Annotated in this window: 19 protein-coding genes and 2 pseudogenes; 8 read left to right on the plus strand and 13 right to left on the minus strand. The window is 70.0% G+C overall.

Features of this window, described 5'->3' with window-relative positions; translation table 11 throughout:
- Nucleotides 1-7 precede the first annotated feature (7 nt).
- Nucleotides 8-1,135, plus strand: a pseudogene (locus ABWI04_RS18495) (FAD-dependent monooxygenase); the annotation flags it as partial.
- A gap of 88 nt (nucleotides 1,136-1,223) precedes the next feature.
- On the opposite strand, the gene ABWI04_RS18500 reads toward ABWI04_RS18495, so the two are convergent.
- On the minus strand, nucleotides 1,224-2,243 hold the full coding sequence (locus ABWI04_RS18500) for an aldo/keto reductase (protein ID WP_353833183.1): 1,020 nt from the start codon (nucleotides 2,241-2,243) through the stop codon (nucleotides 1,224-1,226).
- A 165-nt stretch (nucleotides 2,244-2,408) separates the two neighbouring features.
- Here ABWI04_RS18500 and ABWI04_RS18505 point away from each other — a divergent pair, with 165 nt between their 5' ends.
- A complete protein-coding gene (locus ABWI04_RS18505) occupies nucleotides 2,409-3,242 on the plus strand; it encodes a helix-turn-helix domain-containing protein (protein WP_353833184.1) in 834 nt (277 codons plus the stop codon).
- A 48-nt stretch (nucleotides 3,243-3,290) separates the two neighbouring features.
- Here ABWI04_RS18505 and ABWI04_RS18510 read toward each other — a convergent pair whose 3' ends face one another.
- Together ABWI04_RS18510 and ABWI04_RS18515 are read right to left on the minus strand one after the other, a co-directional pair.
- Nucleotides 3,291-3,851 carry a GNAT family N-acetyltransferase gene (locus tag ABWI04_RS18510; protein WP_353833185.1) on the minus strand — a complete coding sequence of 187 codons (561 nt, stop codon included), beginning with the start codon at nucleotides 3,849-3,851 and terminating at the stop codon, nucleotides 3,291-3,293.
- Between the two features lie 322 nt (nucleotides 3,852-4,173).
- On the minus strand, nucleotides 4,174-4,824 hold the full coding sequence (locus ABWI04_RS18515; protein WP_345181872.1) for a TetR/AcrR family transcriptional regulator: 651 nt from the start codon (nucleotides 4,822-4,824) through the stop codon (nucleotides 4,174-4,176).
- A gap of 124 nt (nucleotides 4,825-4,948) precedes the next feature.
- On the opposite strand from ABWI04_RS18515, the gene ABWI04_RS18520 reads away from it, so the two are divergent.
- Entirely contained in the window at nucleotides 4,949-5,485 is a 537-nt protein-coding gene (locus tag ABWI04_RS18520) for a dihydrofolate reductase family protein (protein ID WP_353833186.1), read from the plus strand.
- Between the two features lie 392 nt (nucleotides 5,486-5,877).
- On the opposite strand, the gene ABWI04_RS18525 is transcribed toward ABWI04_RS18520, so the two are convergent.
- A complete protein-coding gene (locus tag ABWI04_RS18525; protein WP_353833187.1) occupies nucleotides 5,878-6,507 on the minus strand; it encodes a TetR/AcrR family transcriptional regulator in 630 nt (209 codons plus the stop codon).
- Nucleotides 6,508-6,772: 265 nt separating this feature from the next.
- Between ABWI04_RS18525 and ABWI04_RS18530 the strand changes: the two genes are divergently transcribed.
- Complete coding sequence (locus tag ABWI04_RS18530) at nucleotides 6,773-7,354, plus strand: DUF308 domain-containing protein (protein ID WP_345181878.1); 582 nt, start codon at nucleotides 6,773-6,775, stop codon at nucleotides 7,352-7,354.
- 179 nt (nucleotides 7,355-7,533) lie between these two features.
- Here the strand turns inward: ABWI04_RS18530 and ABWI04_RS18535 are convergent, their stop codons facing one another.
- Both ABWI04_RS18535 and ABWI04_RS18540 read right to left on the minus strand, forming a co-directional pair.
- A complete protein-coding gene (locus ABWI04_RS18535) occupies nucleotides 7,534-8,484 on the minus strand; it encodes a LysR substrate-binding domain-containing protein (protein ID WP_353833188.1) in 951 nt (316 codons plus the stop codon).
- 10 nt (nucleotides 8,485-8,494) lie between these two features.
- Nucleotides 8,495-9,487, minus strand: a complete 993-nt coding sequence (locus ABWI04_RS18540) for a DMT family transporter (RefSeq protein WP_353833189.1) — start codon at nucleotides 9,485-9,487, stop codon at nucleotides 8,495-8,497.
- 391 nt (nucleotides 9,488-9,878) lie between these two features.
- Here ABWI04_RS18540 and ABWI04_RS18545 point away from each other — a divergent pair, with 391 nt between their 5' ends.
- The 3 genes from ABWI04_RS18545 (at nucleotide 9,879) to ABWI04_RS18555 (ending at nucleotide 16,307) form a co-directional block, all read left to right on the plus strand.
- Complete coding sequence (locus tag ABWI04_RS18545; RefSeq protein ID WP_353833190.1) at nucleotides 9,879-10,871, plus strand: hypothetical protein; 993 nt, start codon at nucleotides 9,879-9,881, stop codon at nucleotides 10,869-10,871.
- Nucleotides 10,872-11,010: 139 nt separating this feature from the next.
- Nucleotides 11,011-14,679 carry an nSTAND1 domain-containing NTPase gene (locus ABWI04_RS18550; protein WP_353833191.1) on the plus strand — a complete coding sequence of 1,223 codons (3,669 nt, stop codon included), beginning with the start codon at nucleotides 11,011-11,013 and terminating at the stop codon, nucleotides 14,677-14,679.
- Between the two features lie 341 nt (nucleotides 14,680-15,020).
- Complete coding sequence (locus tag ABWI04_RS18555) at nucleotides 15,021-16,307, plus strand: DMT family transporter (protein WP_353833192.1); 1,287 nt, start codon at nucleotides 15,021-15,023, stop codon at nucleotides 16,305-16,307.
- Between the two features lie 96 nt (nucleotides 16,308-16,403).
- Here ABWI04_RS18555 and ABWI04_RS18560 read toward each other — a convergent pair.
- From ABWI04_RS18560 to ABWI04_RS18580, 5 genes and pseudogenes are all read right to left on the minus strand, one after another.
- Nucleotides 16,404-16,580 (minus strand): annotated as a pseudogene (locus tag ABWI04_RS18560) (ACR3 family arsenite efflux transporter); the annotation flags it as partial.
- A gap of 31 nt (nucleotides 16,581-16,611) precedes the next feature.
- Nucleotides 16,612-17,295: a haloacid dehalogenase type II gene (locus ABWI04_RS18565; protein ID WP_353833193.1), complete on the minus strand. Its 684-nt coding sequence runs from the start codon at nucleotides 17,293-17,295 to the stop codon at nucleotides 16,612-16,614.
- A 15-nt stretch (nucleotides 17,296-17,310) separates the two neighbouring features.
- Nucleotides 17,311-18,111 carry a nitroreductase gene (locus tag ABWI04_RS18570; RefSeq protein WP_353833194.1) on the minus strand — a complete coding sequence of 267 codons (801 nt, stop codon included), beginning with the start codon at nucleotides 18,109-18,111 and terminating at the stop codon, nucleotides 17,311-17,313.
- The gene (locus tag ABWI04_RS18575; RefSeq protein WP_353833195.1) at nucleotides 18,104-18,619 is read right to left on the minus strand and encodes a DUF4863 family protein; all 516 of its coding nucleotides are present in this window, start codon (nucleotides 18,617-18,619) and stop codon (nucleotides 18,104-18,106) included. Before ABWI04_RS18575 ends, ABWI04_RS18570 begins: the two co-directional genes overlap by 8 nt.
- A gap of 79 nt (nucleotides 18,620-18,698) precedes the next feature.
- Entirely contained in the window at nucleotides 18,699-19,286 is a 588-nt protein-coding gene (locus tag ABWI04_RS18580; RefSeq protein ID WP_353833196.1) for an NADPH-dependent FMN reductase, read from the minus strand.
- 115 nt (nucleotides 19,287-19,401) lie between these two features.
- Between ABWI04_RS18580 and ABWI04_RS18585 the strand changes: the two genes are divergently transcribed.
- Complete coding sequence (locus ABWI04_RS18585) at nucleotides 19,402-20,193, plus strand: IclR family transcriptional regulator domain-containing protein (RefSeq protein ID WP_353833197.1); 792 nt, start codon at nucleotides 19,402-19,404, stop codon at nucleotides 20,191-20,193.
- Here the strand turns inward: ABWI04_RS18585 and ABWI04_RS18590 are convergent.
- Complete coding sequence (locus ABWI04_RS18590; RefSeq protein WP_353833198.1) at nucleotides 20,181-21,602, minus strand: aldehyde dehydrogenase family protein; 1,422 nt, start codon at nucleotides 21,600-21,602, stop codon at nucleotides 20,181-20,183. The genes ABWI04_RS18585 and ABWI04_RS18590 overlap by 13 nt on opposite strands.
- A 16-nt stretch (nucleotides 21,603-21,618) precedes the next feature.
- Complete coding sequence (locus ABWI04_RS18595; RefSeq protein ID WP_353833199.1) at nucleotides 21,619-23,184, minus strand: GMC family oxidoreductase; 1,566 nt, start codon at nucleotides 23,182-23,184, stop codon at nucleotides 21,619-21,621.
- Nucleotides 23,185-23,270: the final 86 nt, after the last annotated feature.

A 23,270-nucleotide genomic window follows, 5' to 3' on the forward strand; every position in this document is an offset into this window, starting at 1 on the left:
GCTGATCTCCGGCGGCGGGGTGGCGGGATCGACGGTCGCCTACTGGCTCCGGCATCACGGATTCGCCCCGACCGTCGTCGAACAGGCCCCCGCCCTGCGGCAGGGCGGCCAGGCCGTCGACTTCCGCGGCCCCGCGCTGACCGTGCTGGAGCGGATGGGCCTGCTGGAGCAGGTGAAGGAACATGACACCGGCATCGGCGACTGCACCATCGTGGACGCCAAGGGAACGCCGTACGCCGTCATACCGTCGATCCTGTACGCCGGTGAGCTGGAGGTCCTCGTCGACGAACTGATCGAGATCCTGTACGGCAGGGCCGTACAGGCCGGGGTCGAGTACCGCTTCGGCGACTCGATCACCGCACTGGAACCGGACGAGGACGGGGTGAGCGTCACCTTCGAGCACGCGCCCCCGGAGCGCTTCGACCTGGTGATCGGCGCGGACGGCGCTCACTCGGCGGTGCGCCGGCTGGCGTTCGGTCCCGAGGAGGACTTCGCCCACTACCTGGGCTGCTACTACGGCTACTGGGAGACCGGCAACCACCTCGGCCTCGACCACGAAGGGATGGCCACCGGCGATGGTGAGACAGCCGCGCTGAGCATCTTCAGCGTCAAGAACAACGCGGCCGCTCGGGTGGGCCTGCTGTTCAAGTCCGACGAGCTCCTGGCCTACGGCCGGCGCGACATCGAAGCGCACAAGAGGATCCTCCGGCAGCGGGCCGCCCACCTCGGCTGGCAGACGCCCGCCCTGCTGGAGAAACTGGACACCACCCGTGACCTCTACTTCGACGCCATGACCCAGATCCGCATGGAGACCTGGTCCAAGGGCCGCATCGTGCTCGTCGGCGACGCCGCCCACTGCGCCGCCCCCACCTCCGGACGCGGTACCTCCCAGGCACTGATCGGTGCGTACGTCCTGGCCGGCGAGCTCGCCACCGCGGACGGCGACCACGAAGCGGCCTTCACCGCCTACGAATCGGCCCTGCGCGAGCATGTCGCGCGCAACCAGGAGATCGGCGTCCACGGCAGCCAGTACGTCTTCGCCCAGCCCACGCAAGAGATGTTCGACGCCATGGCCGCCCAGCTCACCGAGCCGTCCGACGAGCCCGACGCCGACCTGTCACTGAAGACCTACTAAAAGCTGCTGGCCAAGCGTTCGCCGTCCGGGCTGAACGCCACCGCGTACACCGTGTTGGACCACCTCCCTGGGCAGACCGCCGCCTGGCTCAGGCCGCCGACCGGAGCCCGGCGGGACGACGGCGGAGAGCGGGGTCGAGCAATGCCGGGGGCTTGTACTCCTGGTCGAGCGCGCTGACCTCGGTGCCCGGCGGGACGATCTTGTCGATCCGGTCGAGGATGTCGTCGGGCAGCTCGACGTCGGCGCCGGCCAGAAGGTCGTCGAGGTGTTCCATGGTGCGCGGGCCGAGGAGCGCGGCGGTGACGCCCGGGTGGGCGATGGCGAACGCCATGGCCAGGTGGGTCATGGGCAGGCCGGCCTCCTCGGCGAGCGGGATGAGATGTTCGACGACGTCGATGCGGCGCTCGTCGGTGAGGTGGCGGGAGAACTGGACGCGTTTGAGGTCGTTCTCACCGCCCTTGCGCACTCTGCCGGTCAGCAGGCCCTGGCCGAATGGACCCCACGCCATGACGCCCATGCCGTACTCCTGCGCCAGCGGCAGGACCTCCCGTTCGATGCCGCGGTTCAGGATGGAGTACGGCGGCTGCTCGGTGCGGAACCGCTGCAGGCCGGCGCGTTCGGCGGCCCACTGAGCCTGGACGATCACCGAGGCGGGCGTCGTCGAGGAACCGATCACGCGCACCTTGCCGGCCCCGACGAGGTCGGTCAGAACGGCAAGGGTCTCCTCCAGGTCGGTGTCCGGGTCAGGCCGCTGGAGCTGATAAATGTCGATGTAGTCGGTGCCGAGCCGGCGCAGGGAGTTCTCGACGGCGGTGGTGATCCAGCGGCGTGAGGCACCCTGTTGGTTGACGCCCTCGCCCATGGGCATGCCGACCTTGGTGGCCAGGACCACCTCGTCGCGGCGGCCCTTGAGGGCCTTTCCGACGATGTCCTCGGAGTCGGCGTAGCGGTCGGCGGTATCGATGAGGTTGATCCCGGCGTCCATCGCCTTGTGGATGATCCTGACCGACTCGTCTGGGTCGTTGCCCATCTGGCTGGCGAACATCAACGTGCCGAGTGCATAGGGGCTCACCTTGATCCCGGTTCGCCCGAGGTTGCGATACTTCATGAACGTGCTCCTTCGGTCCCGACCGGCGAGTGGATCCCGGCCGGCCACCGCCCGTCGGCCGGTACATCCACCTTCCGCGGACCTGCGGGCATCAACCAGTACCCGCCGCAGCCAGTGGACCGGGAGTACCACGACGGGACGCGGCCGACTGCCCATACTGGGGAGATGACCGGATCCACGGATCTTGGCAGGGCCCTGCACGCCTGGCGGGATCGCACGAAACCGGCCGAGGCCGGCCTGCCGGACGACGGACGCCGGCGCGCGCCAGGCCTGCGGCGTGAGGAGCTCGCCCTGCTCACCGGCTTGTCCGTCGACTACATCGTGCGGCTCGAACAGAGCAGGTCGACGAATCCGTCCCCCCAAGTACTGTCCGCGCTGGCTCGGGCGTTGCGGCTCACGACGGCGGAGCGTGAGCACCTCTTCGTGCTCGCCGGTCAGGCGGTGCCGGGCCCCGGACAGATTTCCGACCATGTGCCAGCCGGCGTGCAGCGCCTGCTGGATCGGCTGACCGGCACACCGCTGAGCGTGTACGACGCCGCATGGAACCTCATCACGTGGAACCGGTTGTGGGCCGCGCTGTTCGGCAACCCGCCCACGTCGCGCGGCTTCGGGAGGAATGCGGTGTGGTGGTCCTTCGTGGAACCGCCCGCCGGATACCCCCAGGCCATGAGCAGGGAGACGGGTAACCGCGCCGCCTTCATGTCCGACCTGAGAGCGGCGGCGGCTCGCTATCCGAAGGATGCCGGACTGGCCGCACTGATCGATGAGCTCCGTGCCCGGAGCGGTGACTTCGCGGCGCTGTGGGACTCCGGCGTGGTAGGTGTACACGAGCCCCTGACCAAGACGATCCGGCACGCGAGCGTCGGCGAACTCACCCTCGACTGCGACATCCTCGCGGCGCTCGGCAGCGATCTGCGGATCATGGCCTTCACCGTGGCGGAGGGCAGCGAGACCGCCGAGCGGCTGCGGCTACTGGAGGTCGTCGGCGTCCCGGTCTGACGGGCGCCGGAACGGACAGTGGATTTGGCAGGCCCCATCACGGGGCGGCTACTCGCCTGGCAGAGCTTTCATCCCGCCACCCGTCGCCTGGACGCGGTCGGCCAACTCGTCGGCCAGGAGGTCCATGAGGAGGCCGTCGTGCCACGTGCCGTCGATGTCGCGTTCGTACTGGCGCATGACGCCGACCGGACGGAAGCCGACCTTCTCGTAGCAGCGGATGGCGGCGGCGTTGGAGGCGGCCGGGTCGATGGTGATCCGGTGGTGGCCGTGGTCCTCGAACAAGTGCCTGGCGAGAGTGCGGATCGCGTCGGGCCCCAGGCCGCGACCGTGCACTGACGGGTCGAGGTAGATGTCGATGCCGGCGTGGCGGTAGTCGGGGTCCTGCTCGGCGTGCCACTGGATCAGGCCGACGGTCCGGCCTTCGTGTTCGATGACCAGTTTCCCCGTGTCGGTATCGGCGAGCTCGCGGGCCACCTCGGCTACCAGGTCGGTTCCACCTCGCCACCACCGGCGGACCTCCGGCCTCGCGCGAATCGCCGCCAGCGCGGGCACATCGTCCATCGTCGCCGGACGCAACGTCACCGACTCACCGAGAAGGGGCTCGCTCATGGGCCGACGATATCCGCGGCACCGTTCCCCCGGCACCTGATGCCGATCCCGCACCACCCGCCGCACGCCCACACCCGCGAGAGTCCCCGGACCGCTCGCCCTCCTACGACCTCGGCGCCGTACGCGCGCATACGTGCGTAACCGCCTCAAGAAACTCCCCGGCCCCCAGACAGCGGCGGATCGTCTCGGCGAGCTCACGGCGGCCGCCGAGACGATCTGCACGCGCCTCCCTTCGCCGAGGATTCCGGTGGCTCGCCAATCCCTGCCACTTTCCTGAGTCCTCGGGCGTCGCTAGACCGACACCCGAGGACGTTTCAGCCGCTCAGGACGCGCGGTAGGCGGCGGCGAAGGCGCGAACGGCGGTGTCGGCGTAGTGGTCGAGTTCGGCTGGCGCGAAATGGACGTCCTCACCGCAGAACATGACCTTGTTGACCGGGATCGAGACGACCAGCCAGGTGAAATGGTTGGCCGCGAGGACGGGGTCTTCGATCCGCAGCAGTCCGCGGTGGGTCAGTTGCTCGAAGGACGATGCCAGCGCGGCGTGCACTCGCTCGGGGCCTGCCTCGAAGTAGGCACGGCCGAGTTCGGGGAAGCGACCGGCTTCGGCGATGACCAGGCGACGCACGCGCAGGTGTGAGGGTTGCGTGATGGCGTGGACGAACTGGCGCGCGACCGCCGTCAGGGTGGTCTCGACGTCATCGGTGATCGCCAGCTCCCCCAGGGCGGCCTGGAAGAGCTCATCGATGCCGCCCAGGCGATCGAGAACGATCTGCTCGAACAGCTTCTCCTTGCGCCCGAAGTGCTTGTAGATCGTCTGCTTCGACGCTCCAGCCACCGAAGCGATCTCGTCGGTCTTCGCGCCGACGTAGCCGTCGCGTAGGAACACCTCCATCGCCGCATCCATGATCCGGCGCCGCGTCTGCGCGGCGAGATCCTCCCCGGCGCCCGCCCGCGGAGGTTCGGCTTTCGGCATCGTCGCTTCTCCTGGTTCTGCTCTGCCAGAACGAACATTGACTCTGTCCGAACAGTACCGTACGGTACCGTACCGTCGGGCAGTACCGTACGGTACGGTTCACCCCCTAGGCGAGGAGAATCCAATGCGCAAGATCATCAGTAGCCTGTTCGTGTCGCTGGACGGCGTGGCAGAGGCCCCCGACACCTGGCACTTCCCGTACTTCAACGACGAGATGGGCAACGCAGTCGGTGGGGCCATGGCCGGCTGTGACGCGATGCTGCTCGGGCGTGTCCAGTACGAGGAGTTCGCCGCCTACTGGCCCACCAGCCAGGACGAGTTCGCCGGCTTCATGAACGACCAGAAGAAGTACGTGGTCACCAACACGCTCACCGAAGCCACCTGGAACAACACCGAGATCATCAGTGGTGACGTGGCTGCCGGGCTCCACGCGCTCAAGAGCTCCGAGGGCAAGGACATCGCCGTCACCGGCAGCCTCACCCTCGTGAGGTCCCTGCTGGAGACGGGGCTTCTGGACCAGCTGCAGCTGTTCGTCCACCCCATCGTCGTCGGCAAGGGCGCCCGCTGGTTCGACGGCCTCGACACCATCAAGCTGAACCTGGCCACATCCGAAACCTTCACCACCGGCGTGATCAACCAGATCTACACCCCGGCCGCCTGAGACGAACCGACTCTCAGCTGGCAGGCACCGTGGTCGGGGCCCCGGCCGCAGAGCCCGCCAGCTGAGAGTCAGCTTCCCGGGCTCATCACACAGAGCTGCCTTGGGGCCGGTGGCACGGACTCGAGCCCTGGACCACTCCGACAGGGAAATATCGCCGCTCTCGGTTCCGGGCGGCGGCCATTCATTTCACGCGGTGGGGCTGGCCAGCGGAAAGCCGCTGGCACGGCCCGCAAGCGAACCTCGGAGCGCACGCCGACCGCCCTCCATCACCTCCGGAGCATCAGCGCTTGACTCGCGCCTGGCGGCATCGGGAAGTATCGGCCCGAGGCTGCGGGATGCCCCCTGCGTCACGCGACCGGACGAAGCTCGGTTGCTGCGAGGCGGGCGAGTGCTCAGTGGAGCATGGTGAGGAGACCCTCAACGCCGCGTTTGAACGCGCCACCGACGCTCTCGACGCCGTCGAGGTGGGCGCCGGTCATGGCGCCGTCGCGCATCATGACGAAGTGCCTTGCGGCGTGCTCTGGCTTGCCGCGTCGCGGTGAGCCTCCGAAGACCTGCGTGAACAGTTCCGTAAGAGTGGTCACGTACCAGGCCCGGTGATCGAGGACCACCTGCCGCACGGGGTCGTCGGGGTCGGGGTACTCGTTGGCAGCATTGAGGAAAGCGCATCCGCGGAACTCTGGTCTGGCCAGGTCGGCGGCGACGGCGGCGCCGATCGCGCGCAGCGCGTCGGCCGGCGACGGCGCGGCCTCGATGGCTGCCTGCGTGTTGGCGCGGATGTGGGCGTCGACGCCGCGGAGGTAGGCGAGTACGAGGTCTTCCTTCGACGGGAAGTGCCGGTAGAACGTTGCTCGCGTGGCCGGGGCCTCGGCGAGGATCCGCTCGACCCCGACCGCTCGGATTCCCTCCCGATAGAACAGGGCGCTGGCCGTGGACAGCAGCCGTTCCCGGGCCTCAGACCGCCCCTGCCTCCCCGCGCCGCCGTTCTGGCCGTCGTGCGCGGGACGGATCGGTGTAGCCATGTCTCGACCGTAGCAGAAAGAACGATCGGTCTTGCATTCGTGGGCGACGTCTGCCAAGCTCGGCCATGCAAGAGAGAACAGTCTTTCTACCTAACGGTGCCGCGCCGGACCGCGCCGCGTCCAGCTCGCGGCAGGCCGCCCCACCGCGCGGAGGAACGCCGTGGGCTGGGGTTCGTCGAGGACGACCGTCGCGGCCGCCGCAGCCCGGTCGGCCGACGGCCAGGTTCGTCCCGCGCTGATCCACCCCGAATGAAGGGAATTCGTCATGACCATCACCGCCCCGGCTGCGACCGGTGTCGCAGCGGCACTCCGGCGGCTCTACCTCGTGCGTTTCGGGTTCGCCCTCGTCTGGGCGGCCTTGCTGTTCCCGACCGCGTCGAGCATCAACCCGCTGACCGCGGCGCTGATCGTGCTGTACCCGGCGTTCGACGTGGCGGCCGCCGTCATCGATGCCCGCTCCGCGCGCGTCAACGCGAGCGACGGATCCGCGAACGGCTCCGTCCCAGGTCTCTACGTCAACGTCGCGATCAGCACCCTTACCGCCGTCCTGCTCGCCGTCGCCCTCACCTCCGGGGTGCCGGCCGTCCTGCGAGTCTGGGGCGCATGGGCCGTCGTGGCCGGCATCGTGCAGCTCGTCGTGGCCGTCCGACGGCGCCGCATGGGAGGACAGTGGGCGATGATCGCCAGCGGGGCGATCTCGGTGCTGGCCGGCACGTCGTTCTTCCTCATGGCGTCGAGCGCAGACGCCTCCCTGGCCAACGTGGCCGGCTACGCCCTGCTCGGCGGCATCTTCTTCCTCGTCTCCGCACTACGCCTCGGACGGAGCGACAACCAGGGTCACGAGTGAGAGGAATTGACATGACCGACCACACCCGGGCTACCGGCTCTTAGCTGAGAACGATCACGTTCAGGGTGCGAGCGTGCCGACCCGGTTCTCGTACTCGCGGCGGGCCCAGCGCTGAGCCGGGACAGTGCCCGAAGCATCTCGTCAAGCCGTTCGACGGCGCCTGTCCCTCGACCACGCGGTCAGGTCTGATCCGGCTGATGAGCGGGGCCATGCTGGGCAGCCGCCTGTTCAAGGAGCGTGCGGAACAGATGTACGGCCGGGTTGCGGGCAGTGCCGAAGCGGACGACGCTGAAGATGGTGCGGGTGACCGGCGCGAGCAGGGGATGCAGGCTGACCCCGTCGTGAGGTTCGGGGATGGCCAGGCGGGGGGCCAGGGCGACCCCGGCGTCCACGGCGACGAGGGCCACCAGCACCGAGAAGTCGCTGCTGCGGACCCGGATGTCCGGGACGAATCCCGCCGCGCCGCAGGCCCGCTGGATCATCTCGTAACAGGACGCCTCGGGACCGGGGGTGAGCCACGGGGCGTCGGCAAGCCGACCGAGGTCCGCCGGCTGACCAGGAGAGAGCCCGAGACTGCGGGCACGATCCGGGTGCAGGCACAGCAGCACAGGGTCATCCATGAGAACGTCCTGCCGGCTGTTCTGCGGGAAGTTACGGGGCAGCACCGAGTAGCTGTGGGCCAGGACCACGTCGGCGCGGTGCTTCTGCAGACCCTCCAGCGCCTGGTCGGGTTCCTGCTCGTCGAGCCGGAGGGTGAGCGTGGGCGCCGACTCGTCCTCATGCTGGGCGAGTAGTCGGTACACGCGGGGCAGCAGGGTGCGTGCGGCGGAGGCGAAGGCGGCCACGCGCAGCACCCCGTGATGCCCGCCCCGCAGGGCGGCCAGGTCGGACTCCGCGGCGGCGAGGTCGCCGAGGATCACCTCGGCGTGCGCCACGAGGAGTTCCCCCGCCGGGGTCAGGCACAGCGTGCGCCCCCGCTTCTCGACCACCGGCACGCCGGCCTCGCGCTCCAGCACAGCCAGCTGCTGCGACACGGCCGGGCCGGTCAGATGCAGCGCGTCGGCCGTGGCGGCGATCGTCCCGTACGCGGCCAGGTGCTGCAGCATGCGCAGCCGTCGCACATCAAGCATGGAGACCTCTTCAGTGGCGTTGCGGTGTCGTCCGAGGGTCGGGGCCGGCGTGGGCGGAGGCGGCCGGAGGGCGTGCAGTCGCATACGCTGCCGGCCCGCGCCTTCTGGTCCTACGGCGGTTGATCAGGACGACCCCGGCCACGGTGACCGCGCCTCCCGCCAGTTCGAGAGGGAGAGGTCTCTCGCCCAGCCAGACGAAAGAGACCACCAGGGCCACCGGCGGGACCAGGTACAAGGCCGCGGTGGAGGCGGCCAGAGGTAGGCGCGCCACCGCGTACCCCCAGATCACGAACCCGAGTGCGGAAGGCAGTAGACCGAGGAAGACCGCCGACCACAGAGCGTCTGGCGGGGCGCCGGCAGTTGCTTTCGCCGCCTCGGGTGCTAGGGGCAGCGCGAAGACGGTGCCCGCGACCATTGCGTAGGTGGCCACCTCCAGTCCGCTGTAGTACCTGAGCAGCGGCTTGCTGGCGAAGTGGTACACGCCCTGGACGACGGCTGCGGCCAGCACCACCAGCGAGGCCGCGCTGAAGCCGGCATACCCCCTGGCCAAGGTGACGACCGCGGTGCCCGCGATGGCGATCAAGCTGCCGAAGACGACGTTCCGGGTGAGGGGCTCGGACAGGAACGCACTGGCCAGAAGCACGCTGAACACGGGTGCGATCGCGATCAGGAGACTGGCCGTGCCGGCCGCGACGTGCACCTCTCCCCAGTTGAGAAGGACCTGATAGGCGGTCATGCCGGTCAAGCCGCACAACGCGATCAGCGGCAGGTCCCGCCTGCGCGGCAGGCGCACAGCCGCGAACGGGGACATGGCCAGCAGCGCCACGGCGGCGACCGCGAGCCGCAGGAAGGACAGCGCGGCCAGACCAAGCCCCGCCACGCCCACCCGGATGGCAGGGAAGGCGCAGGCCCACAGCACGACAGTGCCCGCCAGGGCGAAGAACTCGGGCGCGGATCGCTTTCTCACCCCCTCAACGTGACACCCCACAAGAAGAAGTTCCATTTAGCATAAGTTCGCAAACCAGGTAGTTTTCCTTACGCGCCGCATCTACCTGCGGAAACGCTTCCGGCGCGGCCAGAGGACGGCGCTCGCCAGTGCGCTGGCCAACCATGATCGTTCTCAGTGCCAACCGCCAGCCGCCGCCCAGGGCAACTGCACCTGTGGGGGCGGGATGGTGTCGAGATGCCTCGCGTCAGTCCACCAGGCAGGCGTTCGACTCGGTGTTTCCCATGGTTCCCCCGGTCTCCGAGATTCCCTCCGATCTGGCTTGTGCCGACGGGGTGTTCGGACTTGTTCGGTTATCCCCCGTGAGGGTTCCCGCGCTGGTCATGGGCCGCTGCAATGGCGGGGCCGGCGCCCGTGCGCCGGACGGCACCAGCGAAATGGGAGAGACATGAGAACGAGGAAGAGGGCCCTCGCGGCCTTGGTGGGCGCGGTGGCTCTGGCCGGGTCGTTGCTCGGCGTCGGGTCGGCGGCCGCCGAGGCCTTGGAGGAGCACTTCTGCGACCCGGGGGCCAGACAGGACATCCTCCTGACGTTCAAGACCGGCGCCGACGACCTGCGCGGCGACAACTGGCTCGGCGACTCCAACCTGGCGATCACCGTCGTGCTGCGGAACAAACCGGCGTTCCGCATCGAGAACGTCAACCGCGGCAAGAACTGGGGCGGCGGCGAGGTCAGTCCCGTCCGGATCTGCCTGGACAGCCACGGGATGGTCGCCGACGAAGTCAGCGGCCTGCGCCTGGAGGTTGTCAACGACCCGTTCGGCGTCTTCGACAACTGGAACATGGACCGCGTACAGGCGGCGACCCGCTCGTTCACCCTCGGCGCATTCCAGACGGTCTCCAGCGTCGACCTGTCGGGCGCACCCCTGCACCGCTTCGACGGCAACTACCCGACGTGGGACCTTCAGGTCGAGGACCTGTTCAACGGCGGCTTCGAGTTCGACCGGCCGCTCAACGGCGACCCGCGTCCGCCGGTCTCCTCCCCCTGGTTCACCGAGGGCCCCGACTGGAAGGGCGTCGACGTCGGTCTGAACAACATGCTCACCGGCAGGAACAACGCGTTCGTGTTTTCCACCGCCTCCAACTGGAACGCGATCCTGCAGACGGTGCCGGTGTCCCCCAACGCCCACTACGAGCTCACCGGCTGGCTCCGCACCTCCGACAAGGTCAACACCGGGTTCTTCGGCGCCCGGCTCGCCGGGACGTGGCCGCCGCCCGGCGAGGTGCACTTCGGGCCGATCAAGAAGGACTACGTCCAGCTCACATCGGTCTTCCGCACGACGACCCAGACCCAGGCCACCGTCTTCGCCGGGCTCTGGGGAGTCGGCAACGGCGCCGAGTGGATCCAGGTCGACGAGGTGAAGCTCCGCAGAATCCCGTGATCAGGGCGGGCACGTCCGGCGAGGGCCCGCGCCCTGGCCGGACGTGCCCTTTCCCGGCCGCAACCGGCAACTCCGCTTATCGATGCGTGCTCGCGCGATTACGCTCATCTCGGCGCACTCCCCCACCGAGGCGGTGTTCTTGCCCACGGAGCCACCACCCGACCGAGTCCCGCGGAACCGAACCGAATTCGCCGAGGCGCTCTCGCTGCTCCGCGAGCGCGCCGGGCTCACCATCCGGGACGTCTCCCGCGCCACCGCGATCCCGGTGGCGACGCTCGGCGGCTACTTCTCCGGCCGTCACCTGCCCACCCAGCAGAACCTGCGCACGATCCTGACCGTCTGCGGCGCCACCGGTCCCGAGCCGTGGACGGACGCTCTTGCCGCGCTCCGTCGGGCTCCCGGGCCGCGGGCGGCGAACGCCGAAGCGCCCTATCCGGGGCTGGCAGCCTTCCAGCCGGCCGACGTCCGCTGGTTCCACGGCAGGGAACGGCTGACCGGCGACCTGCTGGAGCGGGTCCTTGGCCTGGCCGCCGCGGGCGGCGGGACGCTGGCCGTCGTCGGGCCGTCGGGTTCGGGGAAGTCGTCGCTGCTCGGCGCGGGACTCGTCGCGGCGCTGAGCTCGGACCGGCGGCTCCCACCCGTGCGGATGACACCTGGCAGGGATCCGGCCGCCGCCCTGCGCGCGCTGTGCCTCGACGATCCGTGCTGCCTGGTCGTCGACCAGTTCGAGGAGGTCTTCACCCAGTGTGAGGACGAGGCCGGGCGTCACGCGTTCGTCGCCGGCCTCACCGGCGGCGGAGTACCCGCCGGGTCAGTCGTCGTCGTGGCGCTCCGCGCCGACTTCTACGGCGAGGCGCTGGCCTGCCCTCCGGTGGCCGAGGTGCTGCGCGCGGGGCAGCTCCTGATCACTCCGATGAACGAGACGGAGGTGCGAGGCGCGGTCCTCGGCCCGGCCCGCGAGGCCGCGCTGGACGTCGAGGACGGCCTGGTCGAGCTGGTGCTGCGGGACTTGGCTCCGGCCGAGCTCGACACCGCCGCCGCGCACGATCCCGGTGCGCTCCCGTTGCTGTCCCACGCGCTGCGCACGGCGTGGGAGCACGGCAACCGCAAGCGGCTCACCGTCGCCGACTACACCGCAGGAGGCGGGATCCATGGCGCGATCGCCAAGTCCGCGGAGGCGGTGTACGAGACGTTCGACGGACCGGAGGGCGAGCTGGTCAAGGCGCTCTTCCTCCAGCTCGTGCGGATCTCCGGTCCCAGGGCGGCGACCCGGCACCGGATCCCGAGCGCCGACGTCGACGGGCTCGCCGACGTCGCGGCCCCCTTCGTCGCCGCACGGCTGCTGACCCGGGACCGCGACGGCCTGCAGATCACCCATGAGGCGCTGATCCGCTGCTGGCCGCGGCTGTCGGAGTGGATCGAGCTCGACCGCGACCGGCTGCTGTTCGGCCAGCGCCTCGCGGAGGCCGCGCAGGAATGGGAACGCGAGCCCGGCGACGACGCGCTCCTCTACCAGGGCCTGCGCCTGGCGGAGGCGCGGGCGTGGGTGGAGGGGGCCGCACCGGGCACGGTGCCGTCACGGGTGCGGGAGTTCGTCGTGGCGGGCGCGCGGCGTGAACGCGCCCGGATCCGCCGGCTCTACCGCCTCGTCGCGTTCCTGAGCGTCCTCGTGCTGGTGACCGCCGTGACGAGCCTCGTCGCGCTGCGGGCGACGGGCACCGTGTCCCGTCAGCGTGACGACGCGCTGTCGGCAAAGGTCGCCAATGAGGCGACGTCGCTGCGGGCGGCCGATCCGGCGCTGGCCGCGCAGCTGTCTCTCGCGGCGTTCCGGCTCGCCCCGACGACCGAGGCGCGCGGCAGCCTGCTCAGCGGATACGCGGCGCCGTACGCGGTCCAGATGTCCGGCCATACGGGCGCCGTCTACCAGATCCAGTACAGCCCCGACGGCAGGACGCTGGCGAGCGCGAGCCTGGACGGCACCGTCCGGCTGTGGAACCTCGCGGACCCGCGCAATCCCGCGCCGCTGACCGTGTTGACCGGCCACTCCGCCGCGGTGACGGCCGCGGTGTTCAGTCCGGACGGCCGTACCCTCGCGACCACCGGAGACGACCGGACGGTCCGGCTGTGGAACGTCGCCGACCCGGCCCGACCAGCGCCGCTCGTGACGCTGCGGGGCCACTCCGACGGCGTCCGGGCGCTCGCCTTCGCCGCTGACGGCCGTACCCTCGCGTCCGGCGGATACGACCGGACGGTCCGGCTGTGGAACGTCGTCGACCCCGCACGGGCGAAGCCGCTCGCGGTGCTGACCGGTGCGGGCGCGGGGGTGAGCGCCCTGGCCTTCAGCCCCGACGCGCGCGTCCTCGTCGCGGGGGCCTACGAGAAGAACGCGCACGTCTGGGACGTCTCGGCGCCCGGCCGGCCGCGCCGCCTGCCCGATCTGAAGGGAAACTCCGACCGGATCCTGAGCGTCGCGTTCAGCCCGGACGGCGACGTCCTGTCGGCCAGCGGTTTCGACGGTCTCGTTCACCTGTGGGCGGTCTCCGGAACGCGCTTCGACCACGTCGCCGGCCTGCAGGGCCACACGAGCGGCGTCAGCGGCGCGTCCTTCGCCGGCCGGACGCTCGCCACCGGCTCCTACGACCACTCGATCCGCCTCTGGGACACGACGGATCCCCGGCGGCCGAGCGCCCCGGTCGTCCTGGAGGGCCCTTCCGACACCGTCTACTCGCTGGACTTCTCCCCTGACGGCCTGACCCTGGCGAGCGCGGGCGCCGACGACACGATCCGCCTGTGGGACCTGCGCCGCCCGATCCTCGGCGGCAACAACGGCGAGGTCGACTCACTCGCCTTCAGCCCCGACCGGAGGCGGCTGGCCATCGGCAGCTACCAGGCGTTGCGCCTCTGGGACGTCACCGATCCGCACGTCCCACGCGCCGTCGCGTCGGTCGGCGGCCTCGGCGACCATGTGCAGTCGGTCGCCTTCAGCCCCGACTCCCGGCGGCTAGCGGCCGGTGACCTCGACGGGACGGTCGGCGTCTACGACGTGGCCGCTCCGGCCCGTCCCCGGCTCGCCATCACACTCCGTCCGGACCGCGGCAACGTGTTCGCCGTAGCGTTCGCGCCCGATGGACGGCATCTGGCCATAGCCGGAGAGGATCCCGACGTCACCGTCTGGGCCTCCGACGCGCCACAGAGCCCGCCCGCCGTGCTGCGCGGCCACGCCTCCGGCGTCCAGGCGCTCGCCTACTCACCGAACGGCCGGCTCCTCGCCACGGCCGGCGCTGATCATACCGTCCAGCTCTGGGACACCCGGGGCAACTCCAGGACCGCGACCCTGAAGGGCCACGCCAACGGCGTGAACGCCGTTGCCTTTTCCCCGGACGGCCGGCTCCTCGCCAGCGGCGCCGCCGACCGCACCACGATCCTCTGGGACATCACCAACGCCCGCCGGCCGCACGAGGTCCACCGCCTGAGCACGGGCTCCGACGCCGTCTACTCGGTGGCCTTCAGCCCTGACGGCCGGCTCCTCGCAACGGCCGGCTCCGACGGGGCCACCGCGCTGTGGACGCTCGGGACGGAACCCGTCCGGTCTGCGCTGCTCACCGGACATCGCGGGACGGTCTACGCGGTCGCCTTCTCACCCGGCATGCCGTACCTGGCGACCGGCGGCGCCGACTACACCGCCCGCCTGTGGACCACCGACACCGCGGCCGCCTCCCTCTGTCCCCTCGGCCCACCGCGCATCGCCGAACCCACATGGCGCTCCCACTTCCCCGGCATCCCGTACCGCCCCCCATGCCGAAGTTGACCGTGCTGTGCGCACGTGTGACGTCCAACGGCCATAGCGAGCCAGTTCGGGCCACAGGAGGACAACCTGGCAGTTTCCCGTCCGGCCAGACCGTGATGCTATCCCTCGCCACCAACACTCAGGGCGGCGTAGCCCCGCCGACATCGGGTGCCGTTGCCAGGGGTGACGCTTGAGCAGCGTCGGCCACCGTTAGACGAACGCCCGAACATCTCGCCGACGAACCGTGAGATTGATAACGGTTGTCATTGTTGCCTCACCTTGGACTGTACTCGTTGTGGGCAGAGGCTGCCCGCCGCCCGGCTCTGCGCCGGGGAGACAAGACAAACAAGAGAGGCTTGCTCATGTCCAAGGTGCGATTGCCTGGGAACGGCACGCTGCGGGGGGTCGTCATCGGCCTGCTGGGGTTGCTGTTCTGTGTGGCGGGGGACGCGTTCTCCGCCCTTGGCGCCGAAGATGAGAAGCAGTTCCCCTTCGCGCCGGGCGCGCTCGGCGCGATCTTCGGTGGACTGTTCCTCGCGGGATACGCCGCGCTCAGGTTCGGTCTGGAAGTGCGGCCGTTCCGCACCAACGGCGCGGTCGCCGAAGTGTTCCGCCGGGAGCGTGCCTCGGCACGGTCGGCCCGGTGGCCGATCGGGTGCGTGGCGGTGGCGAACGTGTTCTATCTGCCGCTGCTGGTCGCTGCGACTCAGCGGGTGGGTAGTTTCGCCACGGTGATCGCGATCGCGTTCTGCGGCCCGCTGCTGGTGGCGGTGTGGGGCTCGGTGCGCGAGTCCCGCTACGCCGCGGTGCTCTGGCCAGTGCTCGCCGGCGCGGGCCTGTGGATCATGTCGCTGCAGGAGGAGGCGCACACCGACTGGCTCGGTTACGCCTTCGCCGCCGCGGCCGCGGCGTGTTTCGCCGTCAACATCAGCGCGATGGAGAAGCTGGAGGAGCGGGGCGCCGAAACGGTCGGCCTGGCCTTGGCCGGTCTGCTGACCATCCCGGGCGCGGCCAGCTGGCTGGTGATCTCGGGGGGCCTGGAATGGTTCCAGCCCCACATCATCGGGCTGGCCGTGCTCACCGGCCTGCTCACGGTGGCCGTTGCTCCGGTACTGGAGGCGCGGGCCATCGGCTACCTCGGCAAGGAGAAGTTCGGTGTGCTGGCCGCCGGTGAGCCGATCATGGGCCTGCCGGTCGGGCTGCTGCTGCTGGGGGAAGTCCCCGGCTGGTTCGTGGCCACCGGAGTGGTGATCCTCGCGGTGGCCATCGCGGCCAACACCACTGAACTGGACAGGCCGCTGGTCCGGCGGCTGTTCGCCATGCGGTCCGGCGGGCTGCCGCACGGACATCACCTCGCCGCCGAGGCCGTGATTCCTTCGGGAGGTGCGGCCGTCCCCGCGGTGGCGGGCACCGTGCCCGCCGACATGGCCGGTGGTGTGCCAACCCCAACTGATGCCCGGCGATCGTCCTTGGCGGTCACCGGGGCTCGGCAGCCGGAGGCACCGGCCTCCGGCACGGCCGACAGCCACTGGCTGGAGGTGGCGGCCGTACTGTGGCCGCTGGTCCAGCGCGGCAACACCGAAGCCGCCACCCTGCTCACCTCGGTGCTGCAACCGGTGGCGGACCGCATCCAGATCACGAAACAGTGATCCCCACATGAACCGCGGCGGGGAGGCAAATGCCTCCCCGCCGTTCCCATGCCACCAGCCTCGACCAAGGTGCTCGACCTTCTAGAACGTCGATCACCTTGCCAGAACGGGGTACATCATCACCAGCAGGCCGAGCGCGATCGGCAGGGAGATCCCGTCGACCTTCACCGACTCCAGCGCATCGTTCAGGCCCGGGACGGCGCAGCCGGCGAGCAGGCCGAGCGCCATGGCCGCGCCGATCCACACCGGCAGGAACCGGTCCAGCACCGACAGGCGGGCCGCTACGGGGTCCCTGGGCTGGGCGTCAGCTCTCTGGGGTGAGCGCGGTGAGGAGGTCGGTGAGGGAGCGGATCACGATGTCCGGTGGGCTGCCGTCCGGTTCGAACGCGCCGCCTGAGCGGTCAATCCAGGCCGCGCGGAGCCCGGCCGACTCTGCGCCGATGATGTCGAAAGAGTTGCACGACACCAGGCGCACCCGCGATGGTGTCCGGTTGAGACGTATGGCCGCATGATGGTACGGGCGCGGGGACGGTTTGAACGCACGGACCTCGTCCACGCTCATGACCTCGGCGAAGTACCGTCGCAGTTCGGTGGCGTCTAGGATCGCGTCGAGCATCGACGGCGCGCCGTTCGACAGGATGGCCAGGACGTGTCCCCGGTCGAGCAGCGCTTGCAGTGCCGGGGCGGCGTCAGGAAACGGTTCAAGGTCGTTATAGCGCGCGATCAGCGATTCCTTGTCACTGTTCTCCACCTTCTTGTCCAACACGGCGAGCGCGTGGTCCAGCGCTTTGCGCGTGCACCAGCCGAAGTCCTCGTACCGGCCCATGGCGGTAAGACGGAAACTGATGTCGAGTTGCTTCTGGCGCCAGATCCTGGCGACTTCGGCCGCGTCGGCGGGTGGCATCCATTCTTCCAAGTCCCTCGCGACCCCGATGGGATCGACAAGGGTTCCGTACACGTCGAAGACGAGCGCTTCAGAGCTCGGCAACTTGGTTCCCTTCCGTCAGTGTGCCGTGTCTCGGGCCAAAGGCGACCACTTGTCTTCGCTGTGGAAGACCGCGAAGTTCTCCACCGGCTCGCGGGTCGTGCGCTGGGTGCATAGCACGTGCTCGGGATCGGCATATCCAAGCGCGAGGCCACACACGATGGTCTGGTCATCGGGGATCGACAGCCGGTCGCGTAGAACGGGATGGAAATGGAGCAGCGATGCCTGAGGGCATGTGTCCAGCCCGGCCCCGCGAGCGGCAAGCATCAGGGCTTGCAGGAACAGTCCTGCGTCAATGAGCGCACCGGCGAGTAGGTGCCGGCTGACCGTGACGACCAGGCCCACCGGAGCTCCGAAGAAGGTGTAGTTGCGGGCGTGGTAGGCGCCTCGCAGTACCTTGTCGGCCCGACTGATCCCCAGAAGGTCTCCGTACAGCCATTCTCCGAAGCTATGCCGTCGCGTGCGGAAGGGCTCCGGCCAGGCATCGGGGGCGGGCTGGTACGGGTATTCCAGCTCGGTTTCCGAAAGCCGCCGACCGTTTTCGAATGCTTCGAGCAGCGCGCTTGTCAACCTGTGCTTGGCCGCCCCCATCAGAATGTGGACTCGCCAGGGCTGGCTGTTGGAGTTGCTCGCTGACATCGATGCGAGTGCGAGCAGCCGTTCGACCTCCTCTCGAGACACCGGAACCTGGCGGAAGGCCCGCACGGACCGGCGCGTGCGAAGGGCCTCTTCGACGGTTACCGCGGCTCGCGGTCGGGTGGGGGCGAGCGGTCTGGGCATCACGGGATCGTCGTTCTGTCCGGAACCGTTCTCATGCATCTGTGGGCGGGGTGATGTCGTAGGAGATGCGTCCTGCCGGCAGGTAGAAGAGGGCGATCAGGGCGCCGCCCTTCACCTCGGGATAGTGGTGACTGCCCGGGGCCGGTGCGGTCCATCCCGCGCCCGACCAGCCGAGCGGACCCGCCAGGCGGGCGCCGGCGTGGAGGGGTACTACGAGGTTGAGTTCTCCGTAGGGGTGCTGGTGGTACTGGCCGCGATAGGGCGGGACGCTGTTCATGTAGACGGCGGTGATGCTGAAGTAGTGGAGTTCCTCACTCGGCTCGGCGATCCGGCTGCGCCGGTAGTCGGGGCCGTCAACTTCGATGTTCGCCGCCCAGCCGGCCGCTACGCCGTCGGTCACCATTCCGGCCAGGTCGTCCCACAGGGGAGAACCCGGGCCGTAGGTCGTGTTGAGCCAGGATTCCAGGTCAGGGCCCGCGGTGCGGTTCCTGACCTCGGAGAGAAAGGGGATGCTGCGCTCAACCAGGGTGCTGGGACTCGATGTCATGAGGTGTCCTTCTTGCTTGGTGACGGGTAGGGAGCAGGCCCTTGGGCGGGCTGGTTTTCGGACGAGTGGTTCCCGCCCCTCAGACCGGTGCGGCGCCTCTTGACGCCTTGGACGTGCGCTCGGCCAGGTCGATGAGGCCGGCGAGCAACTCCCGGAGAAGGCCCTCGGTGATCTCGTCTCCGGTCATGGCGCCCCCGGCGTCGAAACGCTCATGGGATCGGAAGAGCGTCACCTCCGGGTGGGCGACGACGGGAGCCTGGATGCGGTGGAGGATCTGGCGCAGGACGAGCTGAGCGCGGGCGGTGCCGAACTGTGACGGGGAGGCCCCGAGCACAGCGACGGGTTTGCCGCGCAGCGACGGGTCGTGGGCTGGGCGGGAGAGCCAGTCGAGGGCGTTCATCAGGGCGCCCGGGATCGAGGAGTTGTATTCGGGGGTGGCGATGACGACCCCGTCCGCTCGCCGCACGCGCCGGCGCAGGTCCGCGATGGGTGCTGGTGCAGGGCCGTCCTCCAGGTCCTGGTCGAAGTGGGGTAGGGATCCCAGAGACTCGACGATGTCGAGGGTGACACCAGGCGGGGCCAGTTCCCGGAGAGCCCGGAGCAGGCCGGTGTTGTGCGATCGGCGCCGGAGGCTCCCGGAGATCGCGACGAAGGTCAGGTCAGGCATGCTCGTGTGCCCTTCGCTGTCGGTGTGGGTGACGAAACGGTACTCATGGTGTCCGATTGCCGCACAAGTGTTCGCCCGCTACGGTTGGGGTCTGACTACGGAACGGAATGGCACGATGGGACGCTTGGCGGAACGCGACAGTGAGGCACGACGGCAGCGGCGGATCGCCAACGCACCCAATGCGGCGGACTTCTCCGAGGCGTTGGCGCGCGGGCTGGCGGTGCTGTCGGCCTTCTCCGCCGAGAATCGGCGGCTGACCCAGGCTGACCTGGCCCGCGAGCTGGGCCTCTCCCGTGCGACGGTGCGGCGGGCCGTTCTCACCCTTGAGCACCTGGGCTTTCTGGCGGCCGACGGCCGAGCCTACGAGCTCACACCCCGAATCCTGCGGCTCGCGTCCGGCTACCTGACGTCCAACATGACCAGCGCCGTCATGCAGCCCGTCTGCGACCGCATCTGTGCTCGGCTGCAGGAGGCGTGCTCGGTCGCGGTCCTCGACGAGGCGGACGCGGTGATGGTCGCCCGTTCCGTACCCAACCGCCTGATCCAGGTGGGAAGCGGGATCGGCTACCGGACGCCCGCGGCAGTCTCCTCGTTGGGCAAGGTCCTTCTCGCCTTCCTGCCTCCGGACGAAAGCGCGCGCGGACGAGCGGCGATCGAGGCGGCGGGTGGCTCGGTGGACGAGGAGACGCTCGACCGGATCCGCGAGGACGGCTACTGCTACGTGGCCAACGACGTCGATGCGGGCGCGCACTCCATCGCCGTCCCCCTGCGCCGCTGGGACGACCGCGTCATCGCGGCCATCCACGTCGGCTGCAACATCGAGCGGTTCTCCGCGGAGGTCATGCACGGCGAGGTCCTGTCGCTCCTGCGGGACGCCGCTGACGAACTGCACGCTCAGCTCCTCTGAACCGGGGCGGTGTGGATCGCCGCCGGTCGGGTCGCGGCGTCGTAGGCGGCCTGCGCGCCCCAGGCGCCCATACCGCTGTCCCCCGCCGGCTCGAAGAGCCGCCCGGGGCCGCCGCCCTGCCATTCGTTCACCCAGAGCAACCCGGCGGGGATCGTGCGGGCCGCGGTCACGTGGTCGGGGTTCCCGGTGTACACGGTCGCGGCAAGGCCGAAGCGTGAGCGCGAGGCGAGCTCCACCCCCTCTTTGAAGGAGTCGACGACCCGCACCGGGGCGACCGGGCCGAACGTCTCCTCGGTCATGACCGCCATCGAGTCGTCCACACCGGTCAGGACCGTGGCCGGGTAGAAGAAGCCCGGCCCGGCCGGCACCTCCCCGCCGATGCGGATCCTCGCCCCCTTGGCGGCGGCGTCGAGGACGTGCCCGTGGACCAGATCGCGCTGGCGCCGGTCGACCAGCGGCCCGAGGACCGTCGACGCGTCGCGCCCGTCGCCGTAGGTGTAGCCGCGCGCGGCGTCCACCAGCGCGTCGACGAACCGGTCGGCGATGGCGCGGTGGACGTAGACGCGTTCCATCGAGGTGCAGATCTGGCCCGAATTGACGAAGGCGCCGTGCGCGACCGCCGCGGCCGCACCGATCGGATCGGCGTCCGAGTCGATGATCACGGGGTCCTTGCCGCCGAGTTCCAGGATCGCGCGGTGCAGCCGGCGGCCGGCACCGGCGCCGACCGCCCGGCCCGCCGGGACGGATCCGGTGAAATGGACGAGGCCTATCCCGGGATGCTCGGCCAGGGGTGCACCCGCGCGCGCGTCCCCGAGAACGAGGTTCACGACTCCGTCCGGGAGCGAGAGCAGTTCGCACAGTCGGGCCGCCGACAGCGGCGAGCGCTCTGAGGGTTTGACGACCACGGTGTTGCCCGCGGCCAGCAGCGGTCCGATGATCGACAGCAGGGTGGCGATGGGGAAGTTCCAGGGTGTGATGACCGCCGCCACCCCCAGCGGATGCCGGACGATCTCGGTCGCGCCCCCGTCATGGGCGACCGAGGTCGCAAACGGGTAGTCCAGGGCGGCTTCGGCGTCGTTTCGCAGTGCCGCCGCGCCGGCCTCGACGAAGGAGCGGCCGAGTACGACCGGCTGCCCCATCTCCTGGCACTGGAGCCGCGCCAGTTCGTCCGCGTGGGCGCCGACGACGTCGGCGTACGCGCCGATCCGCCGCACCCGTTCGGCGACGCCCAGCGCCCGCCACCCGGGTTGCGCCTTGGCCGCCGCGGCGACGGCGCGGTCCACGTCGTGCGGAGAGCCGCCAGGGAGGCAGGCGACGGTCTCTTCGGTGGCGGGGTCCACCAGGTCGAGAAGTGAGGGGTCGGCGGACGGGGTCCAGGCTCCGCCGACCAGGTTGCGCAGTGTACGCATGGTCGTTCCCTTCTCGTCAGCCGATCCGGTCCGCCATCAGTTCGCCGGCCATGATCGCCACGAGGTTGGTGTTGGCGCGCGGCACGGTCGGCAGGATCGAGGCGTCCACAACGCGGAGCCCGTCCAGCCCGAGGACGCGACAGTCCGGGTCGACCACCGTGGCCGGGGCCGACGGGTCGCCCATGGCGCAGGTGCTGGTCGCGTGCTGGGCGTCGTAGGCGGTGGCGAGCAGGTAGCCGTCCAGTGCCGTGTCGTCATCGATGACCTTGAGCAGGTCTTCGTTGAGCCGGTCCGGAGAGTGGGCGGTGATCGGCGCGACGTCGTCACTGCGGGCCAGGTCGACGACGTGCCGTATGCCGGCTCGCAGCCGGGCGAGGTCGCGGGGGTCGGCGAGCATCCGCTCGTGCACTTCGGGTTGGACGGTCGGGTCGGGTGAGGCCAGCCGTACCGTCCCCCGGGAGTAGACCTGGTTGACCCAGACCCCGAAGGCTCCGGCGCCGAAACGCAGGTCGGCGAACTCCATCGCCAGCACGTTCTGGTTGCCGGATGAGAGCAGCATGTCGTTCGGCTGCCCCTCCGGATCGCCGCTGGAATACCGGACGCACACGTTGGTATGCCGGTCGTCGGGCGTGCGTACCGCCGACTCGGCGTTCAGCGGGATGCCGAAGAAGACCACAGGGTGGTCCTGGAGCCCCTGGCCGACCGGCAGGTCACGCAGCACCTCGATGCCCAGCGCTCGCAGGTCGCCGGCCGGGCCTATGCCCGACCGCATCAGGATCGCCGGGCTGTGGATTGCTCCGGCGCTCAGCACGACGAGATCCGCGTACTCGCTGGTCGCGGCGCCGCCGGTGACGACGCGGACGCCGACGGCCCGGCCGTCGGCGACGAGGATGCGATCCACGAGAGAGTCCCCCCGGACGGTCAGTCCAGTCCCTCTCCGGGCCGGTTCGAGGTAGGCGTCGTTCGTGGTGACTCGGCGCCCGCCGCGAGAGTTGATCGGGTAGGGCGAGAGCCCGGTCGCGCCGGGCGCGTTGACGTCCGGCGCCCAAGGGTGGCCCGCCGCGGTGGCCGCGCGGTGCAGCGCGGCGTCGACCGCACCCCATCGGTCCTGGGGTGTCCGGTGGATGGGGATGGGGCCGCCGCGACCGTGGTACCGCTCGTCGCCGAACTGCTCGTCGTCCTCCAGCCTGGCGAAGTAAGGCAGCACATCCCGCGGGGACCAGCCGGTGCATCCGGCGCCGGCCCAGTCATCGAAGTCCTCCATCGGCGGCCGGATCGCGATCTGCCCGTTGACCGCAGAGCTGCCGCCGACCCCGCGGCCACGCCAGAAGGGCGCCGGGGCCTGCCGGTCGGTCCTGGTCGCATCGAGGCCCTGCCAGATGAGGCGTTCGGAGGCGGTGGGATCGAGGAGAGCACGCATCGGGTTCGGCGACCGCCACACCTCCGGCATCTCGGCGGCGGTGTAGTCCGGGCCGGCCTCCAGGAGCAGTACCCGCGCGCCCTTCTCGGCTGCCCGGGCGGCGAGCGGGGCCCCCGCCGAACCCGCCCCCACGACGATCAGATCCCAGCCGTTCCCGCTCACAGCACCCTCCATGTTCGATTAACGCACAGATGTTCGTCTTTCGCTCGGGGTCAACGCTACGACGTCCGGGCGGTCGACGCAACGCC

The sequence above is a fragment of the Actinomadura sp. NPDC000929 genome, assembly GCF_040492065.1.
GTDB lineage: Bacteria > Actinomycetota > Actinomycetes > Streptosporangiales > Streptosporangiaceae > Spirillospora > Spirillospora verrucosospora.